The 10,999-nt window shown below is 53.2% G+C and carries 12 protein-coding genes, 1 pseudogene and 1 other annotated feature; of the genes and pseudogenes, 4 read left to right on the forward strand and 9 right to left on the reverse strand.

The window, feature by feature from the left end:
- Positions 1 to 10: 10 nt before the first annotated feature.
- The 9 genes from hisIE to hisL all read right to left on the reverse strand — a co-directional run bounded on the left by hisIE (position 11) and on the right by hisL (position 7,334).
- The gene (gene hisIE / locus FDX19_RS07695; RefSeq protein ID WP_137382266.1) at positions 11 to 622 is read right to left on the reverse strand and encodes a bifunctional phosphoribosyl-AMP cyclohydrolase/phosphoribosyl-ATP diphosphatase HisIE; all 612 of its coding nucleotides are present in this window, start codon (positions 620 to 622) and stop codon (positions 11 to 13) included.
- Positions 616 to 1,392 (reverse strand): imidazole glycerol phosphate synthase subunit HisF, encoded by a 777-nt coding sequence (gene hisF, locus FDX19_RS07700; protein ID WP_137382267.1) that lies wholly within the window; start codon positions 1,390 to 1,392, stop codon positions 616 to 618. Before hisF ends, hisIE begins: the two co-directional genes overlap by 7 nt.
- On the reverse strand, positions 1,374 to 2,111 hold the full coding sequence (gene hisA, locus FDX19_RS07705; RefSeq protein ID WP_137382268.1) for a 1-(5-phosphoribosyl)-5-[(5-phosphoribosylamino)methylideneamino]imidazole-4-carboxamide isomerase: 738 nt from the start codon (positions 2,109 to 2,111) through the stop codon (positions 1,374 to 1,376). The genes hisF and hisA overlap by 19 nt, the downstream gene beginning before the upstream one ends.
- Positions 2,111 to 2,701 carry an imidazole glycerol phosphate synthase subunit HisH gene (hisH, locus tag FDX19_RS07710; RefSeq protein WP_137382269.1) on the reverse strand — a complete coding sequence of 197 codons (591 nt, stop codon included), beginning with the start codon at positions 2,699 to 2,701 and terminating at the stop codon, positions 2,111 to 2,113. The genes hisA and hisH overlap by 1 nt, the downstream gene beginning before the upstream one ends.
- Positions 2,701 to 3,768 carry a bifunctional histidinol-phosphatase/imidazoleglycerol-phosphate dehydratase HisB gene (gene hisB / locus FDX19_RS07715; protein ID WP_137382270.1) on the reverse strand — a complete coding sequence of 356 codons (1,068 nt, stop codon included), beginning with the start codon at positions 3,766 to 3,768 and terminating at the stop codon, positions 2,701 to 2,703. Before hisB ends, hisH begins: the two co-directional genes overlap by 1 nt.
- Positions 3,765 to 4,844 (reverse strand): histidinol-phosphate transaminase, encoded by a 1,080-nt coding sequence (gene hisC, locus FDX19_RS07720; RefSeq protein ID WP_137382271.1) that lies wholly within the window; start codon positions 4,842 to 4,844, stop codon positions 3,765 to 3,767. Before hisC ends, hisB begins: the two co-directional genes overlap by 4 nt.
- Complete coding sequence (gene hisD / locus FDX19_RS07725) at positions 4,841 to 6,145, reverse strand: histidinol dehydrogenase (RefSeq protein ID WP_137382272.1); 1,305 nt, start codon at positions 6,143 to 6,145, stop codon at positions 4,841 to 4,843. The genes hisC and hisD overlap by 4 nt, the downstream gene beginning before the upstream one ends.
- A gap of 98 nt (positions 6,146 to 6,243) precedes the next feature.
- Positions 6,244 to 7,143, reverse strand: a complete 900-nt coding sequence (gene hisG / locus FDX19_RS07730) for an ATP phosphoribosyltransferase (protein ID WP_005128078.1) — start codon at positions 7,141 to 7,143, stop codon at positions 6,244 to 6,246.
- A gap of 45 nt (positions 7,144 to 7,188) precedes the next feature.
- Positions 7,189 to 7,311: a sequence feature (His leader region), on the reverse strand.
- Positions 7,287 to 7,334 (reverse strand): his operon leader peptide, encoded by a 48-nt coding sequence (hisL, locus tag FDX19_RS07735; RefSeq protein ID WP_101741515.1) that lies wholly within the window; start codon positions 7,332 to 7,334, stop codon positions 7,287 to 7,289. It overlaps the preceding feature by 25 nt.
- 174 nt (positions 7,335 to 7,508) lie before the next feature.
- On the opposite strand from hisL, the gene FDX19_RS07740 reads away from it, so the two are divergent.
- The 4 genes and pseudogenes from FDX19_RS07740 (at position 7,509) to plaP (ending at position 10,935) form a co-directional block, all read left to right on the forward strand.
- Positions 7,509 to 8,333 (forward strand): SDR family oxidoreductase, encoded by an 825-nt coding sequence (locus FDX19_RS07740; RefSeq protein ID WP_137382273.1) that lies wholly within the window; start codon positions 7,509 to 7,511, stop codon positions 8,331 to 8,333.
- Between the two features lie 41 nt (positions 8,334 to 8,374).
- Positions 8,375 to 9,359 (forward strand): annotated as a pseudogene (locus FDX19_RS07745) (LysR substrate-binding domain-containing protein).
- A 162-nt stretch (positions 9,360 to 9,521) separates the two neighbouring features.
- Positions 9,522 to 9,584: a membrane protein YoeI gene (yoeI, locus tag FDX19_RS25665; protein WP_101741514.1), complete on the forward strand. Its 63-nt coding sequence runs from the start codon at positions 9,522 to 9,524 to the stop codon at positions 9,582 to 9,584.
- Entirely contained in the window at positions 9,574 to 10,935 is a 1,362-nt protein-coding gene (plaP, locus tag FDX19_RS07755) for a putrescine/proton symporter PlaP (RefSeq protein WP_040231916.1), read from the forward strand. Before yoeI ends, plaP begins: the two co-directional genes overlap by 11 nt.
- Positions 10,936 to 10,999: the final 64 nt, after the last annotated feature.

Here is a 10,999-nt window from a genome sequence, read left to right on the forward strand (position 1 = left end):
TATCGTTCTATTACTGATGGCGTTTGCGTAAATTCTCAATCACAGTCGTTAGATCGAGATCCTGGTCCTGCAGCAGAACCAGCAGGTGATACATCAGGTCCGATGCCTCATTGGTCAACTCGAAACGGTCATGCACGGTCGCGGCCAGTGCTGTCTCAACACCTTCTTCTCCAACTTTCTGGGCAATTCGCTTCGTACCGCTGGCGTACAATTTTGCGGTATAGGAGCTGGCGGGATCTGCCGTTTTGCGCTCAGCCAGCAGTTGCTCCAGTTGATACAGGAACAGCCATTGGTGGCTGGACTCACCAAAACAGCTGCTGGTGCCTTTGTGACAGGTTGGCCCAATCGGGTTAACCAGCGCCAGCAGGGTGTCGTTGTCGCAGTCAGGTGCAATGCTCACTACGTTCAGGAAGTGACCAGAGGTTTCACCTTTGGTCCACAGGCGCTGTTTAGTACGCGAGAAAAAGGTCACTTTGCCGCTTTCGATCGTTTTATCCAGCGCTTCCGGGTTCATATACCCGAGCATCAGCACTTCACCGGAAACCGCATGCTGTACGACGACTGGCATCATTCCATCGGTTTTTTCCCAGTCCAGCTCGCGGCATTGTTGCTTGGTTAACATATCCTGATCTCCACGCCCTGTGTTGCCAGGTACGCTTTTAATTCGCCAATATTGATAATTTGCTTATGGAAGACGGAGGCGGCAAGCGCGCCATCGACATCCGCATCCCTGAAGGCTTCGAGAAAGTGCTCCATCGTTCCGGCACCGCCTGAGGCGATCAGCGGAACGTGGCAAACTTCGCGCACTTTTTTCAATTGCTCAAGATCGTAGCCGTTACGCACGCCGTCCTGATTCATCATATTAAGTACGATTTCACCGGCGCCCAGTTTTTGCACTTCTGTTACCCAGTCGATCGTTTCCCACTGTGTAACGCGCGTACGGTTTTCATCTCCGGTGTACTGATTGACGTGATACTTCCCGGTTTGTGCATCATGCCAGGTGTCGATACCCACCACGATGCATTGCACGCCAAAGCGATCCGCCAGGCGGCTGATCAACGTTGGGTCAGCCAGAGCAGGGGAGTTGATAGAAATTTTATCTGCGCCGAAAGACAGTATCTTTGCGGCATCCTCGGGTGATTTAATTCCACCGGCGACACAGAACGGAATGTCGATTACTTCTGCTACGCATGATACCCAGCTTTTGTCCACCACGCGACCATCGCTCGATGCGGTGATATCGTAAAAAACCAGCTCATCTGCGCCTTCATCGGCATAGCGCTTTGCCAGAGGAACGATATCGCCAATAATCTCGTGATTGCGGAACTGAACACCTTTGACAACCTGCCCGTCACGAACATCAAGGCAAGGGATTATGCGTTTTGCCAGCATTGGATGGCCTCCTCAACGGTGAATTTACCTTCCAGCAAAGCACGACCCACAATGACGCCGCCAACGCCGGTTCCGCGCAGGGCGGCGACATCTTCAATCCCACCAATCCCGCCGGATGACTGAAATGCCACCTGGGGGTATTTCGCACAGACTTCTTCGTACAGTGCAACGTTTGAGCCAGCCAGCGTGCCGTCGCGGGAGATATCGGTGCACAGCACGTGCTTCAGACCGACGGGTAAATAGGCCTCAACCAGTTCTTCCAGTGAAACGCCGGAGTCTTCCTGCCAGCCGCTGACCGCAACCTGTTTATTCCCGAGCTCGTCGATCCGCACATCCAGCGCCAGAACCAGCGCGTCAGCACCAAAGCGCGTGAACCAGGTTTTAACACGCTCGGGCGATTTTACCGCCGTCGAGCCGACAACCACACGTGCAACGCCCGCATCCAGCAAAGCGGCGACGTCTTCTTCAGTACGTACGCCGCCCCCTACCTGCACCGGTACGTTTACGCCAGCCACCAGTGTTTTAATCAGCGGTATTTGCCGTTTCTGCGGATCTTTTGCACCGGTCAGGTCCACCAGGTGCAGCACCTTTGCGCCTTGTGCGGCATAGCTTTGTAAACGGGGCAGGGGATCGGTACCGTAATCACGCTGCGTTGCGTAATCGCCCTGATGAAGACGCACAACAGTGCCGTCGATTAAATCTAATGCCGGAATTATCATTACATCTCCAGAAAGTTTTTCAGCAACTTCGCGCCAGCGGCACCTGAACGCTCCGGGTGGAACTGCACGCCAAAGAAATTATCCTTTTGTACCGCTGCGGTGAAGGGCTCACCGTAGTTGCATTGCGCAATAGTCCATGGGTTCACCGGCATAGCGTAGCTGTGTACAAAATAGAAATACGCCCCATCCTCAATGCCCTGGAAAAGGCGGTTTCCGGCCTGTGGATAGACACGGTTCCAGCCCATATGCGGCAACGGCAGACCAAAATCGGTCATTTTGGGTACGTCTTGATCAATAATCCCCAGCAGGGAGACACCGTTGCTTTCTTCACTGCGCCGACCAAGCAGCTGCATACCTAAGCAAATCCCCAGTACAGGTTGTGTGCAGGCTTTAATCAGTTCAATCAGCTCACGCTCGTGTAGCTGATCCATTGCCGCCTGTGCGGTACCCACACCAGGCAGAAACAGTTTATCGGCACGCAGCACAACATCCGCATCGCGGCTAACCACCGGTTCATAGCCGTGGCGTGCGACGGCGGATTTCACCGAGTTCAGGTTGGCACAGCCGGTGTCGAGGATCACCACGTTCATCACAGCACTCCTTTTGAAGAAGGAAGCGTGTCGCCTTCTACGCGAATAGCCTGGCGCAGCGTGCGGCCAAAGGCTTTGAACAGACTTTCCACGCGGTGGTGGTCATTTTTACCTTTGGTTTTAAGGTGTAACGTGACACCCATGGTGTAAGAGAGCGAACGGAAGAAGTGTTCGATCATCTCCGTACTCAGATCGCCGACGCGCTGATAGGTAAACTCAGCCCGGTACTCCAGGTGTGGACGCCCGGAGATATCCAGGGCGCAGCGTGCGAGGCACTCGTCCATCGGCAGCACAAAACCAAAACGGTTGATGCCTCGTTTATCGCCCAACGCCAGTTTTAAGGCTTCGCCCAGAGCCAGCCCGGTATCCTCAACGGTGTGGTGATCGTCAATATACAGATCGCCTTTGACGGCTATCTCCATGCGAAAACCACCGTGGGTCGAGATTTGATCCAGCATGTGGTCAAAGAAGCCGACCCCGGTATTAATTTTGCTGCGGCCTTCGCGGTCCAGCCAGACTTTAACGTCAATCTGCGTTTCTTTTGTATTACGTTCAACGTGGGCGTAGCGATCCCGTTTGGTTAGCTGCTCACCGATCATTGCCCAGTTCAGCGTGTCGCGGTGATAGCGTAACCCGGTGATGCCCATGTTTTCCGCCAGTTGAATGTCGGTTGCGCGATCGCCGATCACGTAGCTGTTCTCGGTATCCAGCACCTGTTCAATCAGGTATTGCTCGACCAGCTTCACTTTGGGTTTACGACAATCACACGCGTCTGCCGGCAGGTGCGGGCAGATCAGTACTTCATCAAATATAACGCCCTGTGAAGTGAAAATTTGCATCATCAGGTTGTGCGGACCGTCAAAATCCGCCTGCGGGAAGCTTTGTGTTCCCAGTCCATCCTGGTTGGTGATCATCACCAGCTTAAAACCTGCTTTTTGCAGTTTTAGCAAGACCGGGACCACCTCCGGCTCAAAGGCAAGCTTGTCGAAGCGATCAACCTGAAAGTCACTGGGCGGCTCGGAAATCAGGGTTCCATCACGGTCAATAAAAAGATACTTCTGGCTCATACTTGCTCCGCACGTAAGGCGTCAATGACGCGCTGGCTCTCTTCACGGGTTCCGACAGTAATACGCAGGCAGCCGCTCAATGAAGGTTGTTTGTTCTGGTCTCGTAAGATAATGCCCTGATCCCACAAAGATTTAAATACGCTGCTTGATGCGGTGAAGCGCGCCAGAACATAGTTGGTTTCAGAGTCGAAAACTTGTTCGACACAGCGGAGGGTTTTCAGGTTATCAACCAGGTACTGACGCTCTTGCAGAATCTGCGCCACGCGCTCACGCATAGCGGAAATGCCTTGCGGCGTTAGTGCCTGAGCGGCGATATCTGCCACCGGTGTAGAGAGCGGGTAAGGCGCGATCACTTTCAACAACAGGTTGATAACGTCTTCATTAGCTAGCGTAAATCCGCAGCGCAAACCGGCAAGGGCAAACGCCTTAGACAGGGTGCGCAGTACCACCAGGTTTGGGTACTCCGATAGCCAGCCCGCCAGTGTGGCCTGCGGGCAAAACTCGATATACGCTTCATCGGCGACCACGATGGCTTTGCCCTGCGTCATGTCGAGCAGTGAACGCAGATCCTGCGGGTTAATTAACTGGCCCGTCGGGTTATTTGGACTGCATACGTAAACCACTTTCACGCCATCAAGCTTGTCAGCGATACCCTGTAAATCCAGTTGCCAGTCGGCAAGAGTCGGTACGGTGCGACATTCAACGCCAATGGTTTCAGCACTGACGCTATACATGCCATAGGTTGGCGGGCAGTAGAGAATCGCATCTTTACCCGGCTCGCAAAAAGCACGTACCAGCAACTCGATACCTTCATCAGCACCGCGGCTGACCAGTACCTGCTCTGGCTTAACGCCTGCATACTGCGCGTAGTTCTCGATCACTGCCTTCGGCTGGCACTCCGGATAACGGTTCAGTGTTTGCTGAGTCAGTTGGAATTCAACGGCGGTGGGGAACTCATTGGCATTGAGCCAGACGTCGCCATTTCCGCCCAGACGGCGGGCAGACTGATACGGTGTTAGCTCACGGACATTTTTACGGGCTAAATCAGTAACGCTGAGAATGTTGTCAGTGCTCATGCTTGCTCCTTCAGGGCGTTAACGCGCAGGGTAACGGCATTTTTGTGGGCTGTCAGTCGTTCAGCGGCGGCCAGCGTTTCGATGGTTGCGGCCAGGGCAGAGAAACCTTGCGGCGATAATTCCTGTACGGTCATCCGCTTTTGGAAATCGGCCAGTCCAAGACTTGAGCAGGTTGCGGTATAGCCGTAGGTAGGCAGCACGTGGTTAGTCCCGGAGGCATAGTCACCGGCAGATTCCGGTGACCAGTCACCGAGAAAGACAGAGCCCGCACTGGTGATGTCATCGACCAGTTCGCGAGCATTGCGGGTCTGAATGATCAGGTGCTCCGGGCCGTACGCATTAGAAATCGCTACGCATTGCGCGAGAGAGCGGGTGACAATCAGACGACTGGCGCTTAACGCCTGCCGCGCGGTTTCAGCGCGTGGCAGCGCGGCAAGCTGGCGTTCTACTGCTTCAGCAACCTGGCTGGCCATACCGGCATCCGGCGTCAACAGGATCACTTGGGAATCGGGGCCGTGTTCGGCCTGTGAGAGTAAGTCAGAGGCAACGAAATCCGCCGTGGCGCCGCTGTCGGCAATCACCAGTACTTCAGACGGGCCTGCTGGCATATCGATGGCGGCACCGTCCAGACGCTGACTAACCTGACGCTTGGCTTCGGTCACAAAGGCATTACCGGGGCCGAAAATTTTGTCCACTTTCGGCACGGATTCGCTGCCAAACGCCAGCGCGGCAATCGCTTGTGCGCCCCCAACGTTAAACACGTCCTGTACGCCGCAGAGCTGCGCGGCATACAGAATTTCATCGGCGATAGGTGGGGGAGAGCACAACACCACTTTTTTACAGCCTGCAATGCGGGCCGGGGTGGCGAGCATTAACACCGTTGAGAAGAGCGGCGCGGAGCCACCGGGAATGTACAGTCCAACAGAATTTACCGGGCGGGTAACCTGTTGGCAGCGTACACCAGGCTGCGTTTCAATATCGACGACCGGCAGTTGTTGCGCGTTATGAAACGTCTCAATGTTTTTCACGGCGACTGCCATGGCCTGTTTAAGGTCATTGCCAAGACGTGCGCCGGCGGCGGCAATCTCTTCAGCACTGACTTTCAGCGCATTCACGTTAGTTTTATCAAACTTTGCGCTGTATTCACGTAGCGCTGCGTCACCGCGCGACTTTACGTTATGCAGAATTTCGCTCACGGTACGGGTGATGCTCTCTGACGCCGAGATTGCCGGGCGCATCAGTAATTCACTTTGCTGCTCTTCAGTACAGCTATTCCAGTCGATGATGGTATTAAAGCTCATAATCGTCTTCCTTTTTTTGCCGGATGGCACGTTGTTTATCCGGCCTACGGGTCTTGTAGGCCCGGCAAGCGAAGCGCCACCGGGCAGCATAAGTGGAATTACTCCATCATCTTCTCAATAGGCAGCACCAGGATGGAGCTGGCGCCAAGCGCTTTCAGTTTTTCCATCGTTTCCCAGAACAGGGTTTCGCTGCTAACCATGTGCATTGCCACGCGCTGCTGATCGCCGGCCAGTGGCAAAATCGTTGGGCGTTCAGCGCCTGGCAGCAAGGCGATAACGTCGTCCAGACGTTCACTTGGCGCGTGCATCATGATGTATTTAGATTCGCGAGCCTGAATAACCCCCTGAATACGAGTCAGCAGCTTATCAATCAGTTGTTGCTTAGCATCGGCCATTTCTCCGTCGCGCTGAATCAGACAGGCTTTGGAGCGGTAAATGACTTCCACTTCACGCAGGCCGTTGGCTTCAAGCGTTGCACCGGTGGAGACCAGATCGCAGATTGCATCTGCAAGTCCCGCACGGGGAGCAACTTCGACAGACCCATTTAACAAACAGGATTTGAACGAAACCCCTTTCTGGTCGAGATAGCGTTTGAGCAGGTGCGGATAAGAGGTGGCGATACGTTTGCCATTCAGTGCAGACGGACCGTCCCAGGCTTCGTCTACCGGGGTCGCCAGCGAAAGACGACAGCCGCCGAAGTCCAGACGACGTAACGTAAAGTAACGAGGATCTTCACCCTGTGCCCGGCGGTTGAGCAGTTCTTCTTCCAGCACGTTTTCACCGATGATGCCGAGATCAACGACGCCATCCATGACCAGACCCGGGATATCGTCATCGCGTACGCGGAGAATATCGATAGGCATATTTTCTGCCATCGCAATCAGACGCTGGGTGTGAAGATTAATTTTAATGCCACAGCGGGCCAGCAATTCGCGTGAGTCATCGCTTAAACGGCCTGATTTCTGCATAGCTATGCGCAAGCGGGTGTTGTCTAACATTCTCTATTCCTCGTTATCCTGTCTGAATCGGTTTGGGTCACGCACAAAAAAAAGCCCCCGGAAGAAATCTTCCGGGGGCTTTCTCATACGCTCATGCACCGCTGGAAGATTTAAATGTCTCCCAGCACACATCGCCTGAAAGACTAGTCAGGATGATGGTGATGATGGTGATTAAATTGAGCGCGTGTCATAAATTTTCTCGATGAATGCTTATTCATTTGATGTCTTTTAACCTAAACCACTTTAGCCACGGAAAGCAAGGGCTTTTTTTGATCATTAATTCATTTCATATTGATACTATGAATTGTCAGCCACCGTGGGCTGGCGTAGCCTTGGGTTATAGGCCAAAAGTCAGGAGAAAAGGCATGAAAAAGGTCGCAATTGTCGGATTAGGTTGGTTAGGCATGCCGTTAGCCATGTCTCTGGCAGCCAGGGGCTGGCAGGTTACCGGCAGCAAAACCACATTGGATGGGGTGGAAGCGGCCCGAATGAGCGGTATTGAAAGCTACTCGCTGCGCCTGGAGCCTGAACTGGTCTGTGAACCTGACGATCTCGATGCGCTAATGGATGTGGATGCGCTGGTCATCACCCTACCTGCACGCCGTAGTGGCCCGGGTGAGACGTTTTATTTGCAGGCAATGCAGGAACTGGTCGACAGTGCGCTGGCGTATCGTATTCCACGGATTATTTTTACCAGCTCTACCTCGGTTTATGGTGATGTGCAGGGGACAGTGAAAGAGGGCACACCACGCAATCCGGTCACGGCAAGTGGTCGTGTCCTGAAAGAACTCGAAGACTGGCTGCACAATTTGCCGGGAACGTCGGTAGATATTCTGCGCCTGGCAGGCCTGGTGGGACCGGGCAGACATCCCGGTCGCTTTTTTGCGGGTAAAACTGCACCTGATGGGCAGCATGGCGTCAATCTGGTGCATCTGGATGACGTGGTTTCTGCTATCACGTTGCTGCTACAAGCGCCTAAAGGGGGACACATCTATAATATATGTGCGCCTATGCATCCGGCGCGCAATGTGTTCTACCCTCAGATGGCACGTCTGTTGGGGATGGAACCACCGGATTTCCGGGACGGAGTGGATAACGGTAAAGGTAAAGTCATTGATGGCAACCGAATTTGTAATGAGCTTGGATTTGAGTACCAGTATCCCGATCCGCTGGTGATGCCGATGGAGTGACAGATCAGCAGAGTGTCGCTGTATACCGCCAGGGGGCGAGTATGAAACCACTGCTGGATGTTCTGATCATTCTTGATGCGTTAGAGAAAGAGGGGAGTTTCGCGGCGGCGTCCGCAAAATTGTTTAAGACGCCGTCAGCGCTGAGTTATACCGTCCACAAACTGGAAAGCGATCTCAATATTCAGTTGTTGGATCGTAGTGGACACCGGGCCAAATTTACCCGTACCGGACAGATGCTGCTGGAAAAGGGACGCGAGGTATTACATACCGTGCGCGAACTTGAAAAGCAGGCCATCAAACTGCATGAAGGCTGGGAGAATGAACTGGTTATCGGCGTAGACGATACCTTTCCCTTTTCGCTTCTTGCCCCGCTCATCGAAGCTTTCTATCAACACCACAGCGTGACGCGTCTTAAATTTATCAATGGTGTACTGGGCGGCTCCTGGGATGCCCTGATTCAGGGCCGGGCCGATATCATTGTGGGTGCCATGCGTGACCCACCCACAGCGAGTGACTTTGGTTTTGCGCGTCTGGGTGTGCTTGAACAGGCTTTTGTTGTTGCCCCCCATCATCCATTGGCGCAGGAGCCGGAACCGTTGAGTCGCCGGACGATCAAACGTTTTCGCGCCATTGTGGTCGGCGATAATGTGCATCCCGCGAACGTATCGGCTTCTCAGCTTCTTGACGATCAGGAAGCCATCACCGTTTTTGACTTCAAAACCAAACTGGAACTGCAGATAAGTGGCCTGGGATGTGGTTATATTCCGCGCTATCTGGCACAACGATTTCTGGACAGCGGGGCCCTGATTGAGAAGAAAGTTGTCGCGCAAATTTTGTTTGAACCCGTGTGGATTGGCTGGAACGAGCAGACCGCGGGATTAGCCAGTGCATGGTGGCGGGATGAAATTTTAGCAAATAGTGCTATCGCGGGGGTCTATGTAAAAACGGTTGTCGATAAATCAATCAGTTAGGAAAAAATATTTTTTGACGAGGCTCTCATTCTCTTGTCATTTCGCCCTAATTTAGGGCACAATGCGCCGCTTGCAAAAAATGAGATTAACCGACGTTTTAATACGCGTCGGTTATTTTTTTGCATCAAACCAATCATTCATAAAAGAGGCCGGGCTTCGTACCGGATAGATACTTACTTAAAAATCGACAGTTGTTGTCGCTGAGGATTAACAAAAAATGGGGCAATTTTTTGCTTACGCGACGGTTTCCGCCGTAATGGAGGATAACCATGTCGCATAACGCTACTCCAAACACCTCTCGCGTGGAATTACGTAAAACGCTTACGCTGGTTCCGGTTGTCATGATGGGCCTTGCCTATATGCAGCCGATGACGCTGTTCGATACATTCGGTATCGTATCAGGAATGACCGATGGTCACGTCCCGACAGCTTACGCCTTTGCACTGATCGCCATCCTTTTTACCGCACTGAGCTACGGTAAACTGGTGCGTCGCTATCCGTCTGCAGGCTCTGCCTACACTTACGCCCAGAAATCCATTAGCCCGACCGTTGGCTTTATGGTGGGTTGGTCATCACTGCTGGACTACCTGTTCGCACCGATGATCAACATTCTGTTGGCGAAAATCTATTTTGAAGCGCTGGTGCCGTCGATACCGTCATGGATTTTCGTGGTAGCACTGGTGGCCTTTATGACTGCTTTTAACCTGCGCAGCCTCAAATCTGTCGCGAACTTCAACACCGTGATCGTGCTGTTGCAGGTCGTGTTGATTGCGGTGATCCTCGGCATGGTCGTTTATGGCGTGTTCGAAGGGGAAGGTGCGGGTACGCTGGTGAGCAGCCGTCCGTTCTGGTCAGGTGATGCGCACGTGATTCCAATGATCACGGGGGCCACTATCCTGTGCTTCTCGTTCACTGGTTTCGACGGTATCAGCAACCTCTCTGAAGAGACCAAGGATGCTGAGCGTGTGATCCCGCGTGCAATTTTCCTGACCGCGCTGATCGGTGGCCTGATCTTTATTGTCTCCACCTATCTGTTGCAGCTGTACTTCCCGGACATCTCTCGCTTCAAGGACCCGGATGCTTCACAGCCTGAAATTATGCTGTACGTAGCCGGTAAGTTCTTCCAGGTTGGCGCGCTGATTTTCTCCACCATTACCGTATTGGCATCCGGGATGGCGGCGCATGCAGGCGTAGCGCGTCTGATGTACGTGATGGGGCGTGACGGTGTATTCCCGAAAAGTTTCTTCGGTTATGTACACCCGAAATGGCGTACTCCGTCCATGAACATCATCCTGGTTGGCGCGATTGCCCTGCTGGCAATCAACTTCGACCTGGTTATGGCGACGGCGCTGATTAACTTTGGTGCGCTGGTGGCGTTTACCTTCGTTAACCTGTCGGTAATCTCCCAGTTCTGGATCCGTGAGAAGCGTAACAAGACGCTGAAAGACCACTTCCAGTATCTGTTCCTGCCGATGTGCGGTGCGCTGACCGTGGGTGCGCTGTGGGTGAACCTGGAAGAGAGCTCTATGGTTCTGGGGCTGATCTGGGCTGGTATTGGCCTGATCTACCTGGCTTGTGTGACCAAGAGTTTCCGCAACCCGGTACCGCAGTACGATGAAGATATCGCGTAATAATCTAATCTGACATCGAAAAACCGGAGACATTGTTGAACTGACCCCATAATGTTGGACAGTT

Source organism: Citrobacter sp. wls619, assembly GCF_005281345.1.
GTDB lineage: Bacteria > Pseudomonadota > Gammaproteobacteria > Enterobacterales > Enterobacteriaceae > Citrobacter.

What these genes read in the sequence shown, in the direction of transcription:
- hisIE (WP_137382266.1), bottom strand. Translation starts at nt 622, where the DNA reads ATGTTAACCAAGCAACAATGCCGCGAGCTGGACTGGGAAAAAACCGAT.
- hisF (WP_137382267.1), bottom strand. Translation starts at nt 1,392, where the DNA reads ATGCTGGCAAAACGCATAATCCCTTGCCTTGATGTTCGTGACGGGCAG.
- hisA (WP_137382268.1), bottom strand. Translation starts at nt 2,111, where the DNA reads ATGATAATTCCGGCATTAGATTTAATCGACGGCACTGTTGTGCGTCTT.
- hisH (WP_137382269.1), bottom strand. Translation starts at nt 2,701, where the DNA reads ATGAACGTGGTGATCCTCGACACCGGCTGTGCCAACCTGAACTCGGTG.
- hisB (WP_137382270.1), bottom strand. Translation starts at nt 3,768, where the DNA reads ATGAGCCAGAAGTATCTTTTTATTGACCGTGATGGAACCCTGATTTCC.
- hisC (WP_137382271.1), bottom strand. Translation starts at nt 4,844, where the DNA reads ATGAGCACTGACAACATTCTCAGCGTTACTGATTTAGCCCGTAAAAAT.
- hisD (WP_137382272.1), bottom strand. Translation starts at nt 6,145, where the DNA reads ATGAGCTTTAATACCATCATCGACTGGAATAGCTGTACTGAAGAGCAG.
- hisG (WP_005128078.1), bottom strand. Translation starts at nt 7,143, where the DNA reads ATGTTAGACAACACCCGCTTGCGCATAGCTATGCAGAAATCAGGCCGT.
- FDX19_RS07740 (WP_137382273.1), top strand. Translation starts at nt 7,509, where the DNA reads ATGAAAAAGGTCGCAATTGTCGGATTAGGTTGGTTAGGCATGCCGTTA.
- plaP (WP_040231916.1), top strand. Translation starts at nt 9,574, where the DNA reads ATGTCGCATAACGCTACTCCAAACACCTCTCGCGTGGAATTACGTAAA.